Origin of the sequence: Enterococcus malodoratus (genome assembly GCF_027659535.1) — a bacterium.
Taxonomy (GTDB): Bacteria; Bacillota; Bacilli; order Lactobacillales; family Enterococcaceae; genus Enterococcus_A; species Enterococcus_A malodoratus.
The window spans coordinates 54,311-77,756 of the sequence record NZ_JAQDPG010000014.1; the positions used below are offsets into that span (position 1 = coordinate 54,311).

Here is a 23,446-nt window from a genome sequence, read left to right on the forward strand (position 1 = left end):
TTGAAGAACTAGGATCACTATTATACGAGGAGGAACGTTGATGGAGAAGAATAAGCGACTTGCAAATGGTATTGAGATGCCTCGATTAGGATTGGGTGTTTGGCGTGTAGAAGAAGTAGATGCGACCAATTCTGTTCGTTGGGCCATCGAAAACGATTATCATTTGATTGATACCGCGTCGGTCTACAAGAATGAAAAGGGTGTAGGTGAAGGGATCCGTCAATCTGGTGTCGAACGAGAAGAATTATTCGTAACGACAAAACTTTGGAATGCGGATCAAGGTTATGATTCTACTCATCAAGCTTTTAATGAAAGTCTTAAACGCTTAGGTTTGGATTATGTCGATCTTTACTTGATTCATTGGCCAGTTGCAGGCAAGTTCAGTGACTCTTGGCGAGCGATGGAGGAAATTTATGAGAGCGGCCGCGCAAAAGCGATCGGCGTTTCGAATTTCCAACAGCATCATATTGAAGAATTAATGAACGCAGCCAAGATTAAACCAATGGTTAATCAGATTGAATTGCATCCTACGTTGACTCAAGTTGATTTACGTACCTACTTGGCTAGTGAGGGCATTGCAGTTGAAGCATGGTCACCTCTGGGGCAAGGAAAAATCCTACAAAATCCGACACTCGTTGAAATAGGCAAGAGTCACAAAAAATCCGCAGCGCAAGTAATCATTCGCTGGCATTTACAAAGTGATATCATCGTGATTCCGAAATCTGTTCATGAAGAACGGATCAAAGAAAATATTAATGTATTTGATTTTGAATTAAGTGTTGAAGAAATGGAAAAAATTAATCGTTTAAATATCAATGAACGATTAGGTGCTGATCCGGATAATTTTGATTTTTAACTAATTGTTAGCTATTTAAACATTATAACTAAAACACATGAGACCCATCTTTTGTTGGTTTTTCATGTGTTTTTTTGTATTTCACAATGTTGAAATGATCACTTTTCCAGTAGGCAAAAACAATATGTAGATTTTTTTTTATTTGAAAGGAAGTTTGTGAAAACGTTTTATGGTAAAATAGCAAGAAAATGGGAGGGTTTTGATGGGTGATTATTTAACGAAAATTAATTCTATGATTTGGGGCGCCCCAATGATTGTCTTAATTCTAGGAATTGGCATTATTTTAACTGTTGGCTGTCGGATGATTCAAATTCGTCGCTTACCTCTAGCACTTAAGTATATGGTGAAAAATGAAGAGGGCGGACAAGGGGATGTCACAAGCTTTCAAGCGTTGTGTACGGCCTTATCAGCGACCATTGGTACTGGAAATATTGTCGGGGTTGCAACAGCAATTGTTGCTGGGGGACCAGGTGCATTATTTTGGTTGGAACTTGCAGGATTATTGGGGATGGCAACAAAATATGCTGAAGGGTTATTGGCAGTCAAATATCGTACATTTGATGACCATGGCAAAGCTCTAGGCGGACCATTCTATTACATTGAAAACGGGTTAGGACATAAATGGAAATGGTTGGCGAAAATGTTTGCTTTCTTTGGAGCCATTGCTGGTCTAATTGGAATTGGTACAATCGCGCAGATCAATGGGATTACATCGGCAGCAGAAACCTTTTTTGATCCGGAAAAAGTAAACACAATTACTCTCTTTGAAAACGAATATTCTTGGGCAGTCATTATTACGGGAGTTGTGGTCACGATTCTTGTAGCAATTGTTCTAATTGGCGGGGTACAGCGAATAGCTCGCGTATCTGAAATTATCGTGCCGTTAATGATCGTTATCTATGTAGGCTTATGCTTGTTCATGATCATAATTAATATTTCAAAATTGCCAAGTGTAATTGTAGAAATCGTGCAAAGTGCTTTTGGTTTGCGTGCTGTTTCAGGCGGAGCAATGGGGGCGATGATGATTGCCATGCAAAAAGGAGTGGCTCGAGGGATTTTCTCAAATGAATCCGGATTGGGTAGTGCTCCGATTGCAGCCGCTGCTGCGCAATCGAAAGAACCAGTGCGTCAGGGTTTAGTATCTATGACAGGTACTTTTATTGATACTTTAGTCGTTTGTAATATGACAGGAATGGCAATTATTTTAACTGGGGCTTGGAAAACAGGACTGGAAGGTTCTGCCGTTACGATCTATGCATTTTCGGAAGCTTTACCTCTTTCTCAAACAGTCGCTTCGCTTCTACTAATGATTTGTTTAGCGTTCTTTGCTTTTACAACAATTTTAGGATGGAACTATTATTCAGAGCGCTGCTTAAGTTATTTGACTGGTGGAAATACAAAATTTTCATCTGCCTTCCGTTTCGTTTATATTTTTGCCGTTTTTATCGGGCCTTACCTAACTGTTTCGGCTGTTTGGACGATTGCTGACATTTTTAATGGTCTGATGGCATTTCCTAATATTATTGCTTTAATCTTATTGAGTCCGGTTGTTATCAAAGAAACAAAATCTTATTTCGCTCGATTATCAGCGAGTGAAACAGATGATTTGTCCTCAGTTCCACTGGCAGATACATCTTTTGATGATGAATAAAATGAACATCTAAATTGAAAAGAGCCGCTGCAAAAGGATAAACTTTGCAGCGGCTCTTTTTCTATTCATAACGTAATGCGTCAATTGGATCCAATCGAGCAGCACGATTTGCTGGGAAAGTCCCCGCCAGAAATGCGATTAGCATGATAACAACTAAAATGATCAGCATTGATGGCCAAGAGAACTGCAATAAGGTTAGCCCAGTTAAGCCATCTAGAAATGAAGTCATAGCAAAATCATTTAGAAAATGACCAGCAACGATTGCTCCAGCTATCCCTGTCACACCGCCCCAGAAACCAATCAATAGGGCCTCGACACTAAAGGTTAGAAAGACCTTGAACCGTCCCATTCCCATCGCCTTCATTAGGCCGATTTCTCGAGTACGATCTTGAACGGACATGTATAAGGTGTTGATAATTCCAAAACTCGCAGCCAATAATGCAATTGCACCGAATAGAGTTAGGACTCCTGTGATGGCATTGATTACTTGGCGAATCATACCTATTTCATCTTCGACCGTCATAGCGCTGAATCCGTTCTTAGTCAAACGTTCTTTCAGTTGATCAATTTGTTTATCTGATAAGTTTTTATCCATCGTAGCAAAAAGGGTTCCATATTTATTTTTCATATTTTCAGGCATTCCTTTTTCATTCACGCTGACAATTTTATCAGATAAAGCCTTACTCATAATGGACTGTCCTTGTTGAATGAGACTGACATTACGAACACCTACGATTGTTGCCTCCACGATTTCTTGTTCGCCGGTCGCTTGGCTGCTTATAGAAACGTTTATTTTTTTGTTAAGAGCAGACTTAGCGTTTTTAAAACCTAAAGCTTTCATATATTCCGGTGCTATGTTGATTTCATAGTTCTCGCCAGAGTTGCTAACTTCCCGTCCTGCTTCTAAATCAATCGAAATATCGCTGACACTAACGGCAGACAACAGATATTTTTCTCCATCATTTCGTTGGACATAATCTGTTGCTAAGAAATGGAAAGGTTCAACTTTGGTTATTCCTTTCGTATCCTTGATTTTATCAAGGTCTTTTGCAGTTAAATAGTCTGCATCTGCCCCAGAGGCTTTATCAGGATCATACTTCTGCGGTTCATCACTATCAGACTCCATTTGAGATTCAGGAAAAACCATCAATTGATCTTCACCACCGACACCATTAATTTGCCGATCGATATAGTCATTAACGCCATTATTGACTCCAGTTGTCAAAGAAATTGTAAAGGCTCCGATAAAAATAGCAATTACGGTCAGGACTGTCCGCCCTTTGTTGCGCCACAGATTCGAACTTGCAGATTTTATGATATCAAATAATTTCATATTAAATGCCCTCCAATAGAAGACCATCTTTTATATGAATCTGCCGATCGCATCGAGCTGCCAATTCCGGGTCATGCGTTACGATAATCAAAGTAATGCCTTTTTTATGATTCAAGTTGAACAATAATTTTTCGATTTTCTCCCCAGTTGCAGAGTCTAAATTTCCTGTCGGTTCATCTGCGAAGATAATTTCTGGTTGATTAACGATTGCTCGTGCAATACAAACTCTTTGTTTTTGTCCACCAGATAAATCATTTGCTTTATTGTTCGCTTTATCGCTCAGTTCGACGGCCTCCAAAGCTTCTAAGGCCATTTGTTTTCTTTGTCTGTTAGTAATACCAGCAATTTTTAAAGGTAATAAGACATTTGATAAAACAGTATCTTTCGGATTGATGAAGAATTGCTGGAATACAAATCCAAATGTTTCATTCCGCATTTTGTTTAACGCACTATTTTTAATTTGTCGTGTATCTTGATTCAGTAAGGCTATTTTTCCAGAACTTGGTCGGTCTAATAGCGCCAAAATATGCATCAAAGTTGATTTGCCAGATCCACTTTTTCCAATGATCGCGATAGATTCACCTTTCTTAATCGTAAAACTAACCCCTTTTAATGCTTCAAAGGTCGCTTGGCCGGAGCCATAAACCTTTTTCACATCTTTTACTTCAATTGCATTCATTATTTTCCTCCTTTTAGCGAAAAGCTATGGATTGATTTTCCCATAACTAAAAAATAATGAAATGGTACTAAAGTAGGATTTATAGTTAAAACACATATTTTGTTTTGTGGATTTTGACTAAAAATATTCAGAACTAGAAAAAGACCATCTCGATTTTTGAGTTTGGTCTTTACACTGTTTTCTATTTTGGTTAAAACTACTCGAATTCATTCACGAAATAATCAAATAGACTTTGTTCTTTTTGATCATTTTTACGGGTTAATTCAGGATGCCATTGCACACCGAGAATTTTTGTGTTTGTTTCACGGCTTTCGACAGCTTCAATGATGCCATCATGCGCCCATGCGATAGGTACGAGACTCTCAGCTAACTCTTTGATGGCTTGATGGTGATAGGAATTCACTTGTTCACGTTCACCAAACAGCGGAGCTAATGAAGAATCTGCTTTGACAGTAATCGAATGCAAACCAAAGTCCGGAACGGTAGGGAACATGTCATGTTTTACTTCCCAATCGGGATATTGGGATAAATCTTGATACAAAGTACCACCTAAAGTAACATTCAACAGCTGCGTGCCACGGCAAATTGTAAAGATCGGCTTGCCTTGCTTGATAGCCTCTTTAATTAATGCCATCTCAAAAGAGTCGCGAGCAATGCTTGTCGGACCCAATTTTGGATGAGGTTCTTCTCCATAAAGAAAAGGTGTAACATCCTGACCGCCGGCTAACAATAATTTATCGATTGATGCAATGTAATCACTAGCAAGTTCAGGGTCACTAATGGGTAATAAAATAGGGACTCCTCCCGCTTGGTGAACGCCATCAATAAATCCTTGAGGACTGTAAGTAAATTGTTGATCAAAAAAATCTTGATTATTCTGATAGTGTTGGTTTGCTGCAATGCCAATAATATTTTTTTTCATGTTCGACCACTCCTTATATCTTTTGATACCATAGTCAAAACTTAAAAAGCAAGTAATTCGTTCTTTAAATTTTCTTATATTATTTTTTGTGAGAACCTACTATAATAAGGGATCATTTTAATCTATAAGGATAGGAATTTTTTGTGCTTTTTATTGAAAAATAGTTACGGGTATTCCTTTTTTTGATATACTGTAGTTGTTGAATAAATACAAAAAAGGTTGGGCGTAAGCTTCAAGGCTCGTGTTCTTCAAGGGGTGAGAAGAACGACCTTAGGAGTTTTGCGCTCTTTTTGTATGTAAAGGAGGGTTTGTGTGCTAGAAGCTTTAGAGAAAATAAAATCTGCTGAGGAACAAAATGAAAGAGTCAAAGAACGACTCGTGGCCGAATTGGCTGCATATGAGGCAGAAAAAAAACAATTGCTGCAAGCAAAAAGAGAGAAATTGAAAATAGATTTCTCTAATAAGTTATCTGAAAGAGAGCGAGTTTTGGCTCGTGAGTTAGAAGATGATGAACGTGATTTAACTACAAGTGCAGAAGATGCGATTAGAAAAATGGAAGAAAATTACCAAGGAAAAAAAGAACAGACGATTGAACAAATTATTGAAAGGGTGATCTCAGAATATGGCAGTTAGTAAAATGAGCAAGCTGACGCTGATCGCCCAGCAAGGACATAGCGAACAAATTCTATCTGCGATCCAAGGATTTCAAGGAGTCGAAATTCGAGATCTTTTCCAACAAACAGTCAGCAATGAATGGGTGGAGAAATATTTTAATGAAGTCGATCCTTTACCCAGTCAAGATACACTTGCAAAAATTGATCAACAGTTAGAGCAAATAACTCATGCTATTCGATTTGTCGAGCATCATGGAAGTAGTCGAGAGAAGGGGCTTCATCTCAAACGACAACATGCAACCCTTAGATCATTAGAGGGAAATTTTGACGAAGCAGCTTTACTGTCAGAACTAGAAAGCATTCAAGAATTGGAGCGACTTTTTTCAGAAGCAAATGCGAAACAACAAGAACTGCAGACTCAAGAAAGCCTTCTACAAAAATGGCAAGCGTTAGATTTTTTACCAAAAGAGTATTCATTACATTCAACGAAATGTTTTCTAGGTACGGCGGATGCAAGTATTTGGGACTCATTTGAGCAGCAACTAAAGAATGAACAGATTCATTATGAAATTATTTATAGCGATGATCATATTGTCAATTTTGTTCTGTTATATTTACGTGCTGTACAGGGAACTGTTCAAGAACTAGTTCGACAATTTAGTATAGTCGCATTTATTTATAACCGAGTTCAACTACCTAAAGCAGAATTGACAAGGATTCAACGAGAGAATCTTGAACTAGTTGAGGAACAAAAAAGATTAGCTCAACTGATTGGTCAGAAAAAAATTGTGATTGAGGAGTTGGAAACGGCCGAAGAGGTATTGCTAGCACGCAAAAATCGTTGGCTGATTCACAATCATTTTATTAAAGATGATAAAGTCTTTTTGATCCAAGGTTGGCTAGAAACTGAAACCTACAATGACTTTGAATCATTTATGGGTAATTTGATTGGTAAAGAGAATCTTTATTTGGAAATTGAAGAACCCACAGATATTGAAATTAATGAAGAAATTCCAACAAAATTAAAGAATAATGCGATAGTCAAGCCTTTTGAGATGTTGACGGAAATGTATAGTTTGCCGAAGTATCATGAGGTTGATCCGACACCTTGGTTTATGCCTTTTTACTTTGTCTTTTTCGGGATGATGGTGGCAGATGCGGGTTATGGTGCATTGATGCTGATAGCGACTACAATTGCTTTACGTTCAATATTGCCGCGAGGAATGGAACGGTTTATGCATTTTTTCCAAATTTTAGCGGTACCTACCATTTTGTGGGGATTGATTTACAATTCGTTCTTTGGCTTTTCGCTGGGGTACAAACCAATTCTTTCAACTAGCGAAGATGTGATCAGTATTCTGATATTATCAATCATCTTTGGGGTAATTCAGATTTTTATCGGGTTGGGATTAGCAGCCAAAGAAAACATCAAAGCCAAAAATTATTTAGGGGCTATCTCAGATGGATTTGCTTGGCAAGGAATTATGGTTGGAGCGATTGTAGGCGGATTAGGAAAAATGATTCTAAATAGTCAGCCGTTATTTCTAATTGGTGTAACTTTGGCAGTAGTAAGTGCGCTAATGATCGTCTTCACACCAATGCTTCAAGCAAAATCAAAAATCAAAGGATTAGCCACGGGTGCTTACAATCTATACGGAATCACTAGCTATATTGGCGATTTAGTTAGTTACACACGTCTGATGGCATTAGGAATCTCTGGAGGTAGTATTGCGGCAGCGTTCAATATGTTAGTGGGCTACATGCCTCCAATTGCACGTTTTAGTGTCGGAATATTATTGATGGTAGCTTTACATGGATTAAACATCTTTTTATCACTATTATCGGCCTATGTTCATGGCGCTCGGTTACAGTATGTAGAGTTTTTCGGTAAATTTTATGAAGGTGGCGGACGTGCGTTTCGTCCTTTAAAGACAGAAGAAAAATATGTAAATATTAAACAAGAAAAATAATTGGAGGAATTTTAGACAATGATGGAGTATTTGATTAACAATAGCGGTGGTATTATTTTTGCGATTTTGGGAATGGCAACAGCAACTATTTTTTCTGGGATTGGTTCCTCAAAAGGTGTAGGTATGACTGGTGAGGCAGCGGCCGCACTGACGACAAGTCAACCTGAAAAATTTGGTCAGGCTTTGATTTTGCAGTTATTACCAGGTACACAAGGGTTGTATGGTTTCGTTATTGCATTCTTGATCTTCACTAATCTGACTAATGATTTGACTGTAGTTCAAGGATTGGGTTACTTGGGAGCTTCATTACCAATTGCCTTTACAGGATTGTTTTCAGGGATTGCCCAAGGTAAAGTAGCAGCGGCCGGTATTCAAATTTTGGCGAAAAAACCAGAGCATTCAACAAAGGGAATCATTTATGCTGCCATGGTTGAAACTTATGCAATCTTAGGTTTCGTTATCTCATTCTTGTTAGTAGGACAAGTGTAAGGAGTTTTTTGATGGAAGCAATCGAAAAGATAGTCGAGCAGTTAAACCAGCAAGCCGATCTGGAGCAGCATCAGCTAAAAGAAAAAGAAACGGCACGAATTGACCAAGAATTCCAAGCAGAAATAGTGGAAATAGATGCTGAACACCAAAAGCGTTTGGAGAAAAATTTACAGAATTTAGAGAATAACTATAAGCAGGCGACTAATCGACAACATGTTGCCCAAAAACAGATGCTCTTAAATCAAAAGCAAGCTATTCTAGAGCGTGTTTTTGTTGAAGCGGTAGCTCAGATGGAAAGTTGGTCTGTGAAAGAGCAACAAAAGTTTGCTCATAATGCATTGGCGAAAATGGACCTGCAAGGTGAGTTAGTTTTTATTTCTGGAGAAAAGTCAAAGTCGATATTTACTGATGAATGGCTGATTGAGCAGAATCAACGGCTTGCTTATCGACTAGTTATGGGAAAAAATTCTGTTGCTGATCAAGCTGGCTTCGTTTTGGACAAAGATGGCGTACAGTATAACTTTCTTTATCAAAGCTTGGTGAGAGAAATTCAGCAAAGAGATAGTTTCCAAGTCGCTCAAACACTTTTTGAGTAAATTTTAATTGGAAATAGTCTGTTGCTAATAGAATAATGCGGATTGGAATGTCAATCCTGCTTTTCTTGTCATTTAAGGACAGAAAAGTCTTTTAGCCAAGAGATATCTAACGAAACGATAAACACAGTAAGAATCAAACTATTTTATTGAAAAATTAGCCTATTAACTACGAATTAGGAGGCATTGAATGAAACAATCTAGTTATCATGAATTGAATCCGCTGGTTCGTTTGAAAGAATTGGAACTGTTAACGCCCGATCTACTGGAACGAATGCTGAAGGCTGAAGATTTGGCAGATGTTGAAACTTTGTTTAGAGGCACAATTTATGGCGAGTATTTGACAGAGGAGTTTTCTGAGAGTTTTGAAGAGGCTTTAGGTCATGCGCAAGAGGATTTACTGAAGGAGTTAGTAGAGATCGTTCCTGATCCGAAGGTGGTCTGGATCTACACAATGCGTTTTACTTTCCATAATCTTAAAGCCCTGATTAAAGCTGAGTTATTAGACCAAAATTTTGATGAGCTCTTCATTTACGATGGTTTTTATTCATTAGAACAAATCAAAACGGCCATTCGAACGGGCCAGGCAAGTGGATTACCAAGTTTTTTACTTGAAAGTATCCAAGAAGTTCGTGAACATTTTGAAGAATCCAACAGTTTACAAGGAATTGATATTATCTTGGATCGGAAGTACTTGTACAGCCAACGGAAAATTGCGGATTCGATTGATGAATCAGAGTTGACCAAAGAAGTCGTCAGCTTTATCGATTTTACAAATATTTTAATGGTAGCACGAGGAATCAAGCAAAAGAGAAGTCGAAATTTCATGTCGACGGCGTTGTCTAGTCATGGCAGCATTCTTAAAGAAGAGCTGCTGGATTGTGTAGAGGGCGACCTTGAGCAATTTACGAATTACTTGAAAATGACCTCGTACGGTGAAATGATGGAAACAATTATTCAAAATAATGTAATTAATTTGAGCCAGTTAGAACGTCTTTGTGATGATTATTTGACTAGCTTTTACGAAACGGCTCAAACACAGGCGTTCGGACCGTTACCAGTATTGGCTTTGTTAAATGCGAAGGCCATTGAAATAAAGAATCTACGGTTAATTATCACAGGTAAGAGAGTCGGCTTGTCGGAGGAACAAATAAAAGAGAGGATGCGTGAGACTTATGGCACATAAAATCGGTGCGATTGGTGATAAAGACTCAGTCTTACCATTTAAACTTTTTGACTTCGATACTCGAATAACAAAGGATAAACAAATCATTCGGCAACAAATTGATGAGATGGCGAAGAATGAGTACGGCATCATTTATATTACTGAAGAGTTTGCTCAGCTTGTTCCCGACACTATCAAACGCTATGAAGAAAAGATGATTCCGGCGATTGTGCTGATTCCTAATCATGAGGGAACATTAGGGATCGGCAAGTCCATGATCCAAGGACAAGTCGAACGAGCGGTCGGACAGAATATTTTATAAAGGAGCTAATGACTTGCAAGAAGGTAGAATAATAAAAGTTTCTGGTCCACTAGTGCTGGCAGAAAAAATGGAGCAAGCAGCCATTCAAGATATTTGTTATGTAGGTGACCTTGGGGTTATCGGCGAAATCATTGAAATGCGTGGTGACGTAGCATCCATTCAAGTATATGAAGAAACTGCGGGAATTGGACCAGGCGAACCAGTAAAAACAACCGGAGAAGCACTTTCCGTAGAATTAGGACCGGGAATCGTCTCTCAAATGTTTGATGGTATCCAACGTCCGTTAAATACATTCAAAGAACAAACCAATAGCAATTTTTTGAGTCGCGGGGTACAAATACCTGCTTTAGATCATGAAAAGAAATGGTGGTTCGAAGCGGCTATCGAAGAAGGCACTGCTGTATCAGCAGGCGATGTAGTTGGTACTGTTCAAGAAACAAAGATCATTACACATAAAATCATGGTACCAAATGGGATTAGGGGCACATTAAGAAAAATCTCATCAGGTGAATTTACGATCGATGAGCCCGTATATGTGATTGAGACATCAAGCGGTCCTCAAGAATTTTCGATGTTACAAAAATGGCCTGTTCGTCGAGGACGTCCAGTGTCAGAAAAACTGAATCCAGAAGCTCCAATGATTACTGGACAGCGGGTAATTGATACCTTTTTCCCAGTAGTAAAGGGTGGAGCCGCCGCAGTACCGGGGCCGTTCGGGGCTGGAAAAACCGTTGTTCAGCATCAAATTGCTAAATGGGCCGATGTTGACTTAGTTGTCTACGTTGGTTGTGGAGAACGCGGCAACGAAATGACGGATGTTCTGAATGAATTTCCAGAACTAATTGATCCGAAAACAGGCGAATCATTAATGAATCGGACAATTTTAATTGCCAATACATCAAATATGCCGGTAGCAGCTCGTGAAGCGTCGATTTATACGGGGATCACGATTGCAGAATATTTCCGCGATATGGGATATAACATCGCTATCATGGCTGACTCAACTTCGCGTTGGGCGGAAGCACTACGGGAAATGAGCGGACGTTTGGAAGAAATGCCTGGAGATGAAGGTTATCCAGCATATCTTGGAAGCCGTTTGGCAGAGTACTATGAACGTGCTGGTCGGGTCATTGCCTTAGGAAGTGATCGCAGAGAAGGATCAATCACGGCTATCAGTGCGGTTTCACCTTCTGGAGGAGACAATTCCGAACCCGTTACACAAAATACACTGCGTGTAGTAAAAGTATTCTGGGGATTGAGTGCCACTTTGGCACAACAACGCCATTTCCCTTCGATTGACTGGTTACAAAGCTATTCGTTGTATTCTTCGGAGGTCGGCAAGTATTTAGATAATGACTTGCAGGCGGACTGGTCAAAAATGGTCGCAGAAGGTATGCGTATGCTGCAAAAGGAATCTGAGCTTAATGAAATTGTGCGTTTAGTAGGGATTGATTCTTTATCAGAAAAGGATCGTCTTACGCTAGAGGTTTCTAAATCAATGCGAGAGGACTATCTACAACAAAATGCATTTGATGATGTTGATACGTTCAGCTCAAGAGAAAAACAATTTAAGATGATGCAAAATATTTTGACTTTCAATACTGAAGGTCAAAGAGCATTAGAGTTAGGTACGTACTTGAAAGAAATCATGGATGGAACGGTTGCCTTACGTGACCAAATCGCTCGCAGCAAGTATATACCGGAAACACAATTAGAAAAATTAGATCAAATCAATGCAGATATTGTTGCACAGATCCAATTGATTATTGCTGAAGGAGGGATGACCGATGATTAAGGAATATCGTACGATCAATGAAGTGGTCGGCCCTTTGATGGCGATCGATAAAGTTGAAGGAATCAAATATGAGGAACTGCTTGAGATTCGTTTGAACAACGGCGAACTTCGTCGTGGTCAAGTATTAGAAGTGCATGAAGACAAAGCGCTGGTTCAGATTTTTGAAGGAACCAGCGGGATCAATTTAAAAGAATCGACTGCTCGTTTTCTCGGACATCCTTTAGAACTTGGCGTTTCTGAAGATATGGTTGGTCGTGTATTTGATGGGCTTGGTCGTCCTAAAGATGGTGGTCCAGAAATCTTGGCAGAAAAAAATGTTGATATTAACGGGGAAGTAATCAATCCTGTTTCTCGAGATTATCCGGATGAGTTTATTCAAACGGGTATTTCCGCGATTGATCATTTAAATACTTTGGTTCGGGGACAAAAATTACCAGTGTTCTCAGGTTTTGGCTTGCCACATAAAGAGTTGGCGGCACAGATTGCTCGTCAAGCGACAGTGCTAAACAAGGATGATGATTTCGCAGTAGTTTTTGCTGGAATCGGGATTACCTTTGAAGAAGCAGAGTTCTTCATGGAAGACTTCCGCCAGACAGGTGCGATCGATCGTTCTGTTGTCTTTATGAATTTGGCGAATGATCCAGCGATTGAACGGATTGCAACACCTCGAATGGCTTTGACAGCGGCTGAATATTTGGCTTATGAAAAAGGTATGCACGTGCTGGTCATTATGACAGACATGACGAACTATTGTGAAGCTTTACGTGAAATATCGGCAGCTCGTCGTGAAGTGCCTGGACGTCGAGGATATCCCGGCTATCTATACACCAATTTGGCAACTTTATATGAGCGTGCAGGTCGAATCCGCGGCTTGAAAGGTTCGGTAACACAGATTCCGATTCTTACGATGCCCGAGGATGATAAGACTCATCCAATTCCCGATTTGACAGGTTATATTACGGAAGGGCAGATTATTTTATCTCGAGAATTAGATAAAAACGGCATTCAGCCGCCAATCGATGTTTTGCCTTCGTTATCCCGTTTAAAAGATAAAGGGACTGGTGAAGGGAAGACTCGAAAAGACCATGCGCCAACGATGAATCAATTGTTTGCGGCTTATGCACAAGGAAAACAGGCCAAAGAATTAGCAGTGGTGTTAGGCGATTCTGCGTTATCCGATGTTGATAAAATTTATGCACAATTCGCGGAGCGATTTGAAGAAGAATATGTCAATCAAGGATTTTATGAAAATCGTTCTATCGAAGAAACCTTAGATCTCGGTTGGGAGCTCTTAGCGATGCTGCCGCGGACTGAATTAAAACGGATTAAAGATGATATGTTGGATGAATATTTAACAGAGGGAGTTTGATCCTATGGTGAAATTAAATGTGAACCCTACGCGGATGGAACTAACTCGTCTAAAAAAACAATTAACAACTGCAAGTAGGGGACACAAGCTATTAAAAGATAAGCAAGATGAGTTAATGCGTCGTTTCATTTTGTTAGTAAAAAAGAATAATGTGATGCGCGCCGAGGTAGAGGAAGAATTGCAGCAGGCGATGAAGAATTTCTCGGTGGCGGATGCGCTCTTAAATGATAAGTATATTGAGGAATTATTAGCTGTTCCTAAAGAACGAGTAACACTTGATGTGATTGAAAAGGACGTCATGAGTGTGAAAGTACCTGTCATGAATTTTCAACATGGAAAAGATTTAGCTGATGGACCGTTGGAATATGGCTTTCTAAATTCTAATGACGAACTAGATCAAAGTATTCAAAAGTTTACCAAAGTTTTGCCAAAACTTTTGGAACTAACTGAGATCGAAAAGACCTGTCAGCTGATGGCAAAAGAAATCGAAAAGACACGGCGTCGGGTTAACGCGTTGGAATATATGACGATTCCGCAGCTGGAAGAGACGATTTACTTCATCCAAATGAAGCTGGAAGAAAATGAACGTGCGGAAGTAACACGCATGATTAAAGTTAAAAATATGGGTACTACTTGAGAAAGTAGTGCCTTTTTTTGAAGGTAGGAAAAGATGACTAAAAAGAAACGCTGGCCGTTTAGAATTTATCCAATTCAATTTATCGCGTTAGGTTTTGGCGGAATTATTTTGCTGGGAGGTTTGCTGCTTACTTTGCCTGTGTTTACACGAACTGGTGAGGGAACTCCATTTATCGATGCATTATTTACGGCAACGTCGGCGACTTGTGTAACAGGCTTAACGACATTGACAACAAGTGAGCACTGGAACATAGGTGGACAGTTGATTATTTTAGTTTTGATCGAAGTCGGCGGGCTGGGATTTATGATGATGCCGTTTATATTTTTTGCAATTATGAAGAAAAAGGTAGGACTGCTGACACGCATTATTTTGCAGGAGTCTTTGAATCTGGATAGTTTGTCAGGTGTTATGCGGCTCATGTATTATATTTTTCGTTTTGCACTAGGTTTTCAATTATTGGGAGCAGTTCTGCTGGCTTTTGATTTTATACCGACTTACGGTGTTGTAAAAGGTCTTTGGTATTCGATTTTCCATTCGATCTCGGCTTTTTGTAATGCTGGTTTTGATTTGTTCGGTGATAGCCTGGTGGGCTTTCAAGACAATGCCTATGTACTGTTGGTAATTTCAAGTCTGATTATTGCCGGAGGGTTAGGTTTTATTGTTTGGCAGGATCTGATGAATTATAAAAAGACGAGAAAACTGAGTTTGCATAGTAAGCTGGCCCTGACCGTCTCTCTTAGCTTATTGGTTATCGGGACGCTTGTCTTTTATGTATCCGAGTCTGGCGGGCGTTATATTGTAGCTGGCTCGTCGCCACTTGATCGTTTTGCAAACATGCTTTTTATGTCAGTGACGGCTCGAACGGCTGGATATTTTTCTGTTGATTACGGAAATGTTAGTCAAGCCGGGATTCTTTTTACGATTGTGTTAATGTTTATTGGCGGAACGCCGGGCTCGACTGCTGGTGGACTAAAAACGACCACATTTGGTGTTTTACTAGTCCAAACAATTTCTATGTTGAAGGGAAGAGAACATGCTGAGGCTTTTCGGCGGACGATTCGTCCATCGGTAGTATCTCGGGCGCTCACTTTGTTCTTTATTACGTTGAGTTTATGTATTGGTGTGACGATGTTAATGTCTGTAACTGAGATCTTGCCGCGTTTTCGTGGAATAGAATACCTTTTATTTGAGACATTCTCAGCCTTTGGTACTGTCGGGCTGACGATGGGATTGACTCCAAGTTTGAGTATTATGGGAAAACTATTGATCATTGGCTTAATGTATATTGGCAGAGTTGGTATCCTGACTGTTGGATTCTCGCTAACGATGCGTTTGACCAAAGGGAATAGTGGTCACTATAAACTTCCTGAAGAAAGTGTCATGATCGGATAAACTAAATAGGCGCTCGTTGGAAAAATTCCAATGAGCGCCATTTTTATTTAAATTGTTCGCGCAACCTCAAAGCCATCCCAAATAGCTGCTCGAATATTTCGCACTTTGGCACTATCGCCTAGCCGATAGACATAAGGGGATTCATAACGCAGCTCTTCAAAAAGCGTACCTTTTGCACGATAACCGACAGCAATAATGATATTATCAGCGGCGATCGTTTGTTCATTTTCGCCTACAGTGATTTTAAGACCATCTGAAGTAATTTCTTTCGCCTGTGTATTTGTAAGAATCTCTACATTATGGAAAGCTAATAGATCTCGTAACATCCATTCGTTCATAGGAGGTAGTGGGCTGCCTGATTTAAGAATGTCAGGTAAGGCTTCAACGATAGATATTTTTTTGCCTTGTAATGCTAAATGCAGAGCTAATTCACAACCAACCAAGCCACCGCCAATGATGGTGCATTGCTGACCTAGAGAAACTTGATTCTTCAAAACCTCATCCGCCAAATGAACGGGTTTATTTTCACTGCCAGAAAGTTTTAGTTGAATCGGTGTCGAACCTTCGGCTACAAAAATCGCGTCAGGTTTCAAATCACGAATTTTTTCTTTTGTTGCTTCCTCATTTAAATGTACGTCGACATTCAGTTTCTGCATTTGATGTTTGTACCATTCAACTAAATCTAAATCATCATGCTTAAAGGCAGGGATTCCTCCTACCAACAAAGAGCCACCAACACTCTCTCTTGCTTCGAATAGAGTGACTTGATGACCGCGAAGAGCACTTACTCTGGCCGCCTCCAGGCCTGCCGGGCCGCCACCAACGACCAGAATATTTTTCTGTTTGACCGCTGGTTCGATTCTGACAAAGTTTTCTCGACCACATTGCGGGTTTACTGCACAGGAACCGCGGCCTCCTTCGAGTAATCGACCAAAGCAGCCGTCATGACAACCTAAGCAGGGACGAATGTCTGCCAAATCGTCAATCATTACTTTGTTGACGTACTCAGGGTCAGTCAACAATTGCCGGCCAATTCCTACAGCATCGATTTTTCCATTTTGCAAAGCCTCAACTGCCATGTCAGGATTTTCCATCCGACCTGCAACAATGACGGGCACATTGGTTACCTTTTTTAATTGCTCTGAAAGCGGCAAGTACATGCCCTTTTCAAAATACATAGGCGGATGTGCCCAATACCAGGCATCGTAGGTTCCTGCGTCAGCATCGAAACCATCATAACCAGCTTCTTGTAAGATTTTTGCAGCCTCCAATGATTCTTCAACATCGCGACCTAATTCTGTAAATTCTTCACCGGGAACGGCCCCTTGTCTTAACTGTTTAATGTAACTCTTGATGCTGAAACGTAAAATGACCGGAAAATCCTTGCCGCAACGCTGTTTAATAGCCTTTAAGATTTCGATTGGAAAGGTCAAACGGCCGCGCAGATCACCGCCGTATTTATCTTCTCGCTGATTGAACAAAGTCATGGTAAAGCAATCCAATAAGTATCCTTCATGCATGGCATGGATTTCAACACCATCGAAGCCGACTTTTTGAGCGATGTGAGCCGATTCTGCAAATCCACTAACGATTGCTTCGACTTCTTCCGTTGTTAATGCTCTGCATTCTTCATCAATCCAGCGGTTCATGACTTTTGAAGGGGCAACAAAATCCGTATCCTTTAATGCTGTCGGAAGGGCGCTCCTTCCTAGACCAGCCGTTAGTTGCATAAAAATTTTAGTACCATAGGGATGAACTTTATCCGTGATTTCTTTACCGATTTTTTCATAGACACTTTCATTTGTCACGGGACTTGGGAAAAAGGCATCATTGTGCTTTTCGATCGCACTTTCTACCCAATTGGCACCAGTTATAATTAAGCCTACACCGCCGCGAGCCCGCTCTTCAAAGTAATCAACTGCGTCGGGTGTGTAGCTATTGGTTTCATCCGTCTGTGCTAAAGTTCCCATAGGTGCCATACAGAATTTGTTCTTAATCTCGACATGACCAATGTTGAATGGTTCAAATAATGGTTTGTACTTTTGCTTCATCATGTTTCTCCCTTCATTGATTGATAAGCCTGCGTCTATTTGTTACACTAATCACAAAAGGATATTGACCAATGCCTATAATCTTATTCTAAGTATTTTCTTGGTTGCTGAATTGAATAATTACGCAGACTCTTTGTTGTTTTTACGAATGATTTGGAGGTTTCTAGATGAGAAAGTCATTATCGTTAGAATTCACCGATCCGCAAGAGTATATTGAGAACTTAGATCACGTCAATTTTAGTTATTCGCTTTTTTCTGAAGAAGAAGTTGCTATGCACTATTCTAGAATTCATGTTGTAAATGATTTAGTCATGACGTTTAGCGATCATGAGGAGTCCACCGGTTTCTTTACAAATGAACGTCGTGATCAAAAATATTTTGGGTTAAGATTTATTCGTTCCGGGCAAGAATGTCATTCTTTTAACTACCAAAGTATTTTCCTGGATAAGGACGAATGTTTGTTTTTTGATTTATCAGGCAAGGGTGGGTATCAGCGCTTATCTCGTGTTGAAGGGATCAATTTATTATTTCCATATAAAATGTTGGCAGCGAAACTTCCCAACATGGAAGATTTCTGTATGAAATTAAATTGCCGCCAGGGATTAGGCAAGATTATGTTTGATTACACGTTTTCGATTGAAGAACAATTGAGCGGACTTTCAGAAGACGATCGTGTACTGATTATTGACAATTATTTAGAGGTGCTTTGTCAATGGTTAATTCAAAGTGAAGACAAGTTTCCTAATCGGCATAATACAAAGGTATTTGCTCAAATTCAAGATTATATCAGCCACCATCTGTCCAACGAAACACTGAATTTATCCTTAGTCGCCACTGAATTTAATCTTTCTCAACGAAGCATTCAAAAATTGTTTGAGGAGCAAGGATTGACCTTCAGCAAGTATCTTACCAATGAACGATTACGCCATGCGGCTCAAGATTTAGTAAATAGTCATTTAACAGTTACAGAAATAGCGTTAAAATGGGCATTTTGCGATACGTCATATTTCTGCCGGAAATTTAAAATAAAATTCGGTCGAACGCCATCAATCTATATGAAAGAGTATCGAAGCAGCTTATGCGGCGAGAGCATACAGCGAATCTCCTGCCCATTAAAGAAATAAAAAGGAGTCAGCCCACGATTGGGCTGACTCTTTTTTAGCGAATCACTTCGATTTTATAACCATCTGGATCAGTGATGAAATAGTACGAAGGATCAGTGCCTGGCAGGCCCTTCATATCTGTAACATTGAACCCTTTTGCTTTTTGATCCTCATGAAGTTTTTCAATATCTTCTGAACGAATCGCGATATGCCCGTAGCCATCACCTAAATCATAAGCAGCATGATCATAGTTGTAAGTTAATTCCAACTCATAATCATCACCGGGTAAAGTTAAGTAGACTAAAGTAAATTTTGAATCTGGAAAATCACGACGACGTGATTCTTCAAAACCGAATGCTTCCTGATAAAATTTTACTGATGCCGCTAGATCTTTTACGCGAACGCAAGTGTGTGCCATTTTCATAAATTAGTATCCTCCTATTAACTGATAAAAATATCATAACATAAATCATGAATTTGCCAGCAATTATGCTCAACGGTTGTTTATGAGTTTTTTTTAATGTAAACTAACTAGTAAATACATTTTGCAGGAGGGCACCAATGATCCCAGTGTTTGGCGTAAAAGAGGCCGAAAATAATTATCAAGCACGTTATGCAGCTTACGCAATTTTAATGAATGAAGAAGGAAAAATTGCACTTGTACAAGCTCCTAATGGCGCATTCTTTTTACCTGGTGGAGAAATCGAAGGGAATGAAACGAAAGAAGAGGCGATAGAGCGCGAAATGCTTGAAGAATTAGGCTTTGAAGTAGTCTTGTCAGATTATTTAGGACAAGCAGATGAATACTTCTATTCACGTCATCGAGCAACTTTCTTTTACAATCCAGGCTATTTTTATTCTACGAAAAGCTGGAAAAAAATATCTGCACCGTTGGAAGAGGGAAACAGCAGCAGCTGGGAATCACCAACCAAGGCAATTGAATTATTGAAACGCGGCAGTCATAAATGGGCAGTAGAAGAATGGCTAAATAAAAAAACTTTCTGATCGCTCAGAAAGTTTTTTTATTTATTCAACGAGAGCGCCGTTGTGAATATGTTTAGCGAAAGCCTGATAATAATCATCGAAAAGATCCGAATTTTTGCTATCCTGTTGCGTCATTTCCTTAGGATAGTAAAAGCGAACATCACCTTGTCCTTGACCAGTCAGGGCAGAGACTAATTGGCTGGCTTTCGATAGTTCAATCAATGAACCATCTTTTTGCATCAGCTCGATTTGTGTTCGGTGACTGCCTTTCTCTGGATGATAAAGATCATACGGCAAATCGTAGCTAGAATTGATTGCTGTATAGTAACGTGGATTAAAACCTGCTTTTTCAACTAATGATTTCAATTCAATCAACAGCGGATTCTCACTAGAATCGACTGTGATGGATTTTAAAGGTTTTCGATTTAAAAAGCGGTAAGCTAAATCACTTAGGATCAAATCCTTTTCCTCAATCCACTGAGCGAAATAGGTGTTTAGTACACCGTCATCCAATTTTAAATAATCCTCCAATGAAAAGTCCTCATTTAAAAAAGGAATCAAAAATTGTGAATGCAGGGTAAAAATGTCTGCATTCTCTTGATACAGTTCATGGGCACGATCCAATAAATGCTCCAATAGTACTTCCATTGCACGAGAAACCTGGTGGAAATAAACTTGGACATACATTTGATAGCGGCTAACGATGTAATCTTCTACGGCGTGCATTCCGTTCATGGAAAAAGCAATTCCACCTTCATAAGGACGAATGACCCGCAGGATACGTGTTAAATCAAAAGTGCCGTATTCGGTACCAGTATAATAGGCGTCGCGTAACAAGTAATCCATTCGGTCAGCATCGATTTGGCTGGAGATCATTTGGACAACCTGCGGATTTTCATAAGTTTTTGTGATGACACTAGCGACTTTTTCAGGAAATCCTTCTTCAACATTGTTGAGAATTTGAAAGACCTCAGTTTCCGGTGAAGTGATGATTGCCACAGTCAAAGCTTCGTGATCCGTGTGGAAAATATGCTCAAATGTATGTGAATAAGGACCGTGACCAACATCATGCAATAAAGCAGCACATAAAGCGACTAAGCGATGTGAGTCATCCCAACCGTCTTTTCCGTATTTTTCTTGTGAGTAATTCCGTTGAAAAATATCACAGATTCGGCGAGTAATATCATAAACACCCAGTGAATGAGAAAAACGGCTATGTTCTGCTCCATGAAAGGTATATGAAGTAGTACCGAGTTGTTTGATTCGGCGCAAACGTTGAACTTCTTTTGAATTAATCAGATCCAAAATCACCTGATGTTGAACATGGATATAATTATGAACTGGATCGCGAAAAACTTTTTCCAGCGGTAGCATTTGATATTTATAGGTCATTGAGTACCTCCTGAATAATCGAGTTGCGTTGCTGCATGTTTTTGATACGTTGTTGATATTCTTCTAGTTGGTAGAAGTTTGATAGAAAGGCTGTCTGATCATTATGCGGCATTACTTGTAATAACTTTTTTTTGACGGAATCGATTGATACATCAAATGAAGTGACAGCATCCAACGTTGTCATACTAGCCGGATTGACAGGCGGATAATCGACGCCAAATTGATCTCGCAGCCCGCTTTGATAATAAGCACGAACGATCTTTCCACGTAAATTTTGATCACCATTGACGCTAAGATACATCATAATTGCCACGCCGTCTTTAACACGTCGTTGAGCAATACCGGCAATTTTTTTCCCATTGATCGAAAGGTCATATTTTCCTGGACAATAGGAATCGGCAACTTCTCCGACTTCGAGCCCCATTTTACCAAAACGAGTTTGCTCCAGCCAATCCACCATGGCTTGATAGCCGTCATCAATCGACAACGCAGAAATCGTTTGTTTAGGGAGAATCAGAGAAATATTTAAAACGCCAGCATCGCTGATTACACCTAAACCACCAGCGTTACGTAAAAGCAGACGATAATCTTCTTTTTGAACTGTTTTTAGCGCATCACCAAAATAGGTGACACGGCTATCTTTCATTCCCAAAATCAATGTCTTCGGCAACTGCCAAAAATGAATGATTGGCTGATCTTGTTCGCCGCTGAATTCTGTCAATACATCCGTCAAAGCAAAGGGATTGTACAAATCATTATCCGGTAGCTGGCCTTGATCAAAAAGCATTGATTTTTTCATCGAATCTTCCTCTCGTTCCTTGTTTTCTTTCCTATTATAAACAAAAAAACGGAAAGTAAGTAATTAAGTCGCTCAAAAAGCAGAAGTAGTTGACAAAAAAAATAAAACCGATAAAAATAAATAATGGAAGGAGTGGAAGTTCTGTGGATATAAAAGAAGGCATTCCCGCAAAAATTAACGTTCAAACGAAGGTCACTCAAAATAATGAGACAGAAGACTTCGTATTTGATCTCCCAGGTCAGGTAATCAAGATGGGAGATACGCTGTACATTCGCTACAAAGAAATTCAACCTGATGGTCAAGAGGTACCGGTTACCGTAAAGGTTACATCTGATTCTCAAGTTCAATTGATTCGTTCAGGTGAGGCGCGTATGCGAATGCGTTTTGCTTATCGTGAGAAGATGGAAACGAGCTATAAGACACCGTTTGGCATGTTCATTATTACCACCTATGCGAAAAATATGCATATTAGTTTAAAAGACCGCCCATTTTCAGGTATCATTACGATCGATTATTCCTTACATATGAAAGACGAAAAAGTCGGCGATTATCAGATGGTCTTAGAATTTACTACCTAAGGACAAGAAAGGTTTGCTTTTTGGCCTTTGATTTTGTATGATAAGGAGTAGACTTTGAAAGGACGTGTCATACTTGGAACTTAGTATTTTTGATGGTTTTAACAAAGATGAATTGTCAATGATTGAAGTGGCACACGCAATTCTGGAAGAACGCGCAGAGGTAATGGATTTTTCGGATTTAGTCAATCAAATCCAAAACTATCTTGGCAAATCAGACAGTGAGATTCGTGATGCATTAGCACAATTTTATACCGATTTGAATATTGATGGAAGTTTTATTTCTCTAGGCGATAATCGCTGGGGATTACGTTCATGGTACGCGATTGATTCAATCGATGAAGAAGTGAACCATGGCTTAGAAGATGATGAAGAAGACAAACCGCGTCGTAAGAAACGCAAGAAAGTTAATGCCTTCATTAATGGTGATGACGATGCAATCGACTATAACGACGATGATCCTGAAGATACAGACTTGTTAGCTGACGATGAAGAAGATGAAATCGACGACGATGACGACGATGATGATGACGAAATCGCAGCATACAACTCTGACTTACAAGAGATCGGTGCTGATGCCAATGAGGACGATGAGGAAGATGTCCCAGGCGGAATCGAAGATGATCTAAGCGTGATCGATGATGACGACGATGAATTTGATGATGATGACGAAGAAGAAGAAAAATAGATCAATTGGATCTATTTTTTTTTTTGCTTTTTTTCACAAGCACTTCATTTTGTTCTTTTTCAAAAAA

At 39.5% G+C, this 23,446-nt stretch carries 23 protein-coding genes and 1 other annotated feature; of the genes, 16 read left to right on the forward strand and 7 right to left on the reverse strand.

The window, feature by feature from the left end:
- Positions 1-40 precede the first annotated feature (40 nt).
- Together PGP85_RS18975 and PGP85_RS18980 are read left to right on the forward strand one after the other, a co-directional pair.
- Positions 41-856, forward strand: coding sequence for an aldo/keto reductase (locus PGP85_RS18975; protein WP_010739575.1), 816 nt, complete (start codon positions 41-43; stop codon positions 854-856).
- 202 nt (positions 857-1,058) lie between these two features.
- On the forward strand, positions 1,059-2,507 hold the full coding sequence (locus PGP85_RS18980) for an alanine/glycine:cation symporter family protein (RefSeq protein WP_270328874.1): 1,449 nt from the start codon (positions 1,059-1,061) through the stop codon (positions 2,505-2,507).
- A 61-nt stretch (positions 2,508-2,568) separates the two neighbouring features.
- Here PGP85_RS18980 and PGP85_RS18985 read toward each other — a convergent pair whose 3' ends face one another.
- The 3 genes from PGP85_RS18985 to PGP85_RS18995 form a co-directional block, all read right to left on the reverse strand.
- Positions 2,569-3,840, reverse strand: coding sequence for an ABC transporter permease (locus PGP85_RS18985; protein WP_270328875.1), 1,272 nt, complete (start codon positions 3,838-3,840; stop codon positions 2,569-2,571).
- 1 nt (position 3,841) lies between these two features.
- Positions 3,842-4,519 carry an ABC transporter ATP-binding protein gene (locus tag PGP85_RS18990; RefSeq protein ID WP_010739572.1) on the reverse strand — a complete coding sequence of 226 codons (678 nt, stop codon included), beginning with the start codon at positions 4,517-4,519 and terminating at the stop codon, positions 3,842-3,844.
- A 196-nt stretch (positions 4,520-4,715) separates the two neighbouring features.
- Positions 4,716-5,441, reverse strand: a complete 726-nt coding sequence (locus tag PGP85_RS18995; protein ID WP_270328876.1) for a gamma-glutamyl-gamma-aminobutyrate hydrolase family protein — start codon at positions 5,439-5,441, stop codon at positions 4,716-4,718.
- Between the two features lie 217 nt (positions 5,442-5,658).
- Positions 5,659-5,706 (forward strand) — a sequence feature (sodium ion sensor (DUF1646 type); this cis-regulatory element may regulate processes involved in with the transportation of sodium ions).
- A 47-nt stretch (positions 5,707-5,753) separates the two neighbouring features.
- Here PGP85_RS18995 and PGP85_RS19000 point away from each other — a divergent pair.
- The 10 genes from PGP85_RS19000 (at position 5,754) to PGP85_RS19045 (ending at position 15,787) form a co-directional block, all read left to right on the forward strand.
- Positions 5,754-6,074, forward strand: coding sequence for a hypothetical protein (locus tag PGP85_RS19000; RefSeq protein WP_270328877.1), 321 nt, complete (start codon positions 5,754-5,756; stop codon positions 6,072-6,074).
- Entirely contained in the window at positions 6,064-8,025 is a 1,962-nt protein-coding gene (locus PGP85_RS19005; protein ID WP_010739569.1) for a V-type ATP synthase subunit I, read from the forward strand. The genes PGP85_RS19000 and PGP85_RS19005 overlap by 11 nt, the downstream gene beginning before the upstream one ends.
- Positions 8,026-8,043: 18 nt before the next feature.
- Positions 8,044-8,514 carry a V-type ATP synthase subunit K gene (locus tag PGP85_RS19010; RefSeq protein WP_010739568.1) on the forward strand — a complete coding sequence of 157 codons (471 nt, stop codon included), beginning with the start codon at positions 8,044-8,046 and terminating at the stop codon, positions 8,512-8,514.
- Positions 8,515-8,525: 11 nt separating this feature from the next.
- Complete coding sequence (locus PGP85_RS19015; protein WP_270328878.1) at positions 8,526-9,110, forward strand: hypothetical protein; 585 nt, start codon at positions 8,526-8,528, stop codon at positions 9,108-9,110.
- A 187-nt stretch (positions 9,111-9,297) separates the two neighbouring features.
- Positions 9,298-10,293 carry a V-type ATPase subunit gene (locus tag PGP85_RS19020; protein WP_010739566.1) on the forward strand — a complete coding sequence of 332 codons (996 nt, stop codon included), beginning with the start codon at positions 9,298-9,300 and terminating at the stop codon, positions 10,291-10,293.
- Complete coding sequence (locus tag PGP85_RS19025) at positions 10,283-10,594, forward strand: V-type ATP synthase subunit F (RefSeq protein ID WP_010739565.1); 312 nt, start codon at positions 10,283-10,285, stop codon at positions 10,592-10,594. The genes PGP85_RS19020 and PGP85_RS19025 overlap by 11 nt, the downstream gene beginning before the upstream one ends.
- Before the next feature lie 13 nt (positions 10,595-10,607).
- Complete coding sequence (locus PGP85_RS19030) at positions 10,608-12,389, forward strand: V-type ATP synthase subunit A (protein WP_010739564.1); 1,782 nt, start codon at positions 10,608-10,610, stop codon at positions 12,387-12,389.
- A complete protein-coding gene (locus PGP85_RS19035; RefSeq protein WP_010739563.1) occupies positions 12,382-13,758 on the forward strand; it encodes a V-type ATP synthase subunit B in 1,377 nt (458 codons plus the stop codon). The genes PGP85_RS19030 and PGP85_RS19035 overlap by 8 nt, the downstream gene beginning before the upstream one ends.
- Positions 13,759-13,762: 4 nt before the next feature.
- Entirely contained in the window at positions 13,763-14,395 is a 633-nt protein-coding gene (locus PGP85_RS19040; RefSeq protein WP_010739562.1) for a V-type ATP synthase subunit D, read from the forward strand.
- A gap of 33 nt (positions 14,396-14,428) precedes the next feature.
- Entirely contained in the window at positions 14,429-15,787 is a 1,359-nt protein-coding gene (locus PGP85_RS19045) for a TrkH family potassium uptake protein (RefSeq protein WP_270328879.1), read from the forward strand.
- 47 nt (positions 15,788-15,834) lie between these two features.
- Here the strand turns inward: PGP85_RS19045 and PGP85_RS19050 are convergent, their stop codons facing one another.
- The gene (locus PGP85_RS19050; RefSeq protein WP_270328880.1) at positions 15,835-17,841 is read right to left on the reverse strand and encodes an oxidoreductase; all 2,007 of its coding nucleotides are present in this window, start codon (positions 17,839-17,841) and stop codon (positions 15,835-15,837) included.
- Positions 17,842-18,005: 164 nt separating this feature from the next.
- On the opposite strand from PGP85_RS19050, the gene PGP85_RS19055 reads away from it, so the two are divergent.
- Positions 18,006-18,962: a helix-turn-helix transcriptional regulator gene (locus PGP85_RS19055; protein WP_010739559.1), complete on the forward strand. Its 957-nt coding sequence runs from the start codon at positions 18,006-18,008 to the stop codon at positions 18,960-18,962.
- A 34-nt stretch (positions 18,963-18,996) separates the two neighbouring features.
- Here the strand turns inward: PGP85_RS19055 and gloA are convergent, their stop codons facing one another.
- Complete coding sequence (gene gloA / locus PGP85_RS19060) at positions 18,997-19,365, reverse strand: lactoylglutathione lyase (protein WP_010739558.1); 369 nt, start codon at positions 19,363-19,365, stop codon at positions 18,997-18,999.
- Between the two features lie 137 nt (positions 19,366-19,502).
- On the opposite strand from gloA, the gene PGP85_RS19065 reads away from it, so the two are divergent.
- Positions 19,503-19,946 carry an NUDIX hydrolase gene (locus PGP85_RS19065; RefSeq protein WP_010739557.1) on the forward strand — a complete coding sequence of 148 codons (444 nt, stop codon included), beginning with the start codon at positions 19,503-19,505 and terminating at the stop codon, positions 19,944-19,946.
- Between the two features lie 21 nt (positions 19,947-19,967).
- Here the strand turns inward: PGP85_RS19065 and PGP85_RS19070 are convergent, their stop codons facing one another.
- Both PGP85_RS19070 and PGP85_RS19075 read right to left on the reverse strand, forming a co-directional pair.
- Positions 19,968-21,317: an HD domain-containing protein gene (locus tag PGP85_RS19070; protein WP_010739556.1), complete on the reverse strand. Its 1,350-nt coding sequence runs from the start codon at positions 21,315-21,317 to the stop codon at positions 19,968-19,970.
- Positions 21,307-22,116 (reverse strand): lipoate--protein ligase family protein, encoded by an 810-nt coding sequence (locus PGP85_RS19075; RefSeq protein WP_270328881.1) that lies wholly within the window; start codon positions 22,114-22,116, stop codon positions 21,307-21,309. The genes PGP85_RS19070 and PGP85_RS19075 overlap by 11 nt, the downstream gene beginning before the upstream one ends.
- Before the next feature lie 143 nt (positions 22,117-22,259).
- Here PGP85_RS19075 and PGP85_RS19080 point away from each other — a divergent pair, with 143 nt between their 5' ends.
- Together PGP85_RS19080 and rpoE are read left to right on the forward strand one after the other, a co-directional pair.
- A complete protein-coding gene (locus PGP85_RS19080; RefSeq protein ID WP_178982702.1) occupies positions 22,260-22,694 on the forward strand; it encodes a DUF1934 domain-containing protein in 435 nt (144 codons plus the stop codon).
- Positions 22,695-22,767: 73 nt separating this feature from the next.
- Positions 22,768-23,379, forward strand: coding sequence for a DNA-directed RNA polymerase subunit delta (gene rpoE, locus PGP85_RS19085; protein ID WP_010739553.1), 612 nt, complete (start codon positions 22,768-22,770; stop codon positions 23,377-23,379).
- The last annotated feature ends 67 nt before the right edge of the window (positions 23,380-23,446 follow it).

Coding starts and splice junctions, on each gene's coding strand:
- gloA (WP_010739558.1), bottom strand. CDS start 19,365: ATGAAAATGGCACACACTTGCGTTCGCGTAAAAGATCTAGCGGCATCA.
- PGP85_RS19020 (WP_010739566.1), top strand. CDS start 9,298: ATGAAACAATCTAGTTATCATGAATTGAATCCGCTGGTTCGTTTGAAA.
- PGP85_RS18990 (WP_010739572.1), bottom strand. CDS start 4,519: ATGAATGCAATTGAAGTAAAAGATGTGAAAAAGGTTTATGGCTCCGGC.
- PGP85_RS19010 (WP_010739568.1), top strand. CDS start 8,044: ATGATGGAGTATTTGATTAACAATAGCGGTGGTATTATTTTTGCGATT.
- PGP85_RS19035 (WP_010739563.1), top strand. CDS start 12,382: ATGATTAAGGAATATCGTACGATCAATGAAGTGGTCGGCCCTTTGATG.
- PGP85_RS19075 (WP_270328881.1), bottom strand. CDS start 22,116: ATGAAAAAATCAATGCTTTTTGATCAAGGCCAGCTACCGGATAATGAT.
- PGP85_RS19045 (WP_270328879.1), top strand. CDS start 14,429: ATGACTAAAAAGAAACGCTGGCCGTTTAGAATTTATCCAATTCAATTT.
- PGP85_RS18985 (WP_270328875.1), bottom strand. CDS start 3,840: ATGAAATTATTTGATATCATAAAATCTGCAAGTTCGAATCTGTGGCGC.
- PGP85_RS19055 (WP_010739559.1), top strand. CDS start 18,006: ATGAGAAAGTCATTATCGTTAGAATTCACCGATCCGCAAGAGTATATT.
- PGP85_RS19005 (WP_010739569.1), top strand. CDS start 6,064: ATGGCAGTTAGTAAAATGAGCAAGCTGACGCTGATCGCCCAGCAAGGA.
- PGP85_RS19025 (WP_010739565.1), top strand. CDS start 10,283: ATGGCACATAAAATCGGTGCGATTGGTGATAAAGACTCAGTCTTACCA.
- PGP85_RS19050 (WP_270328880.1), bottom strand. CDS start 17,841: ATGATGAAGCAAAAGTACAAACCATTATTTGAACCATTCAACATTGGT.
- PGP85_RS19070 (WP_010739556.1), bottom strand. CDS start 21,317: ATGACCTATAAATATCAAATGCTACCGCTGGAAAAAGTTTTTCGCGAT.
- PGP85_RS18980 (WP_270328874.1), top strand. CDS start 1,059: ATGGGTGATTATTTAACGAAAATTAATTCTATGATTTGGGGCGCCCCA.
- PGP85_RS19065 (WP_010739557.1), top strand. CDS start 19,503: ATGATCCCAGTGTTTGGCGTAAAAGAGGCCGAAAATAATTATCAAGCA.
- PGP85_RS18975 (WP_010739575.1), top strand. CDS start 41: ATGGAGAAGAATAAGCGACTTGCAAATGGTATTGAGATGCCTCGATTA.
- PGP85_RS18995 (WP_270328876.1), bottom strand. CDS start 5,441: ATGAAAAAAAATATTATTGGCATTGCAGCAAACCAACACTATCAGAAT.
- PGP85_RS19040 (WP_010739562.1), top strand. CDS start 13,763: ATGGTGAAATTAAATGTGAACCCTACGCGGATGGAACTAACTCGTCTA.
- PGP85_RS19015 (WP_270328878.1), top strand. CDS start 8,526: ATGGAAGCAATCGAAAAGATAGTCGAGCAGTTAAACCAGCAAGCCGAT.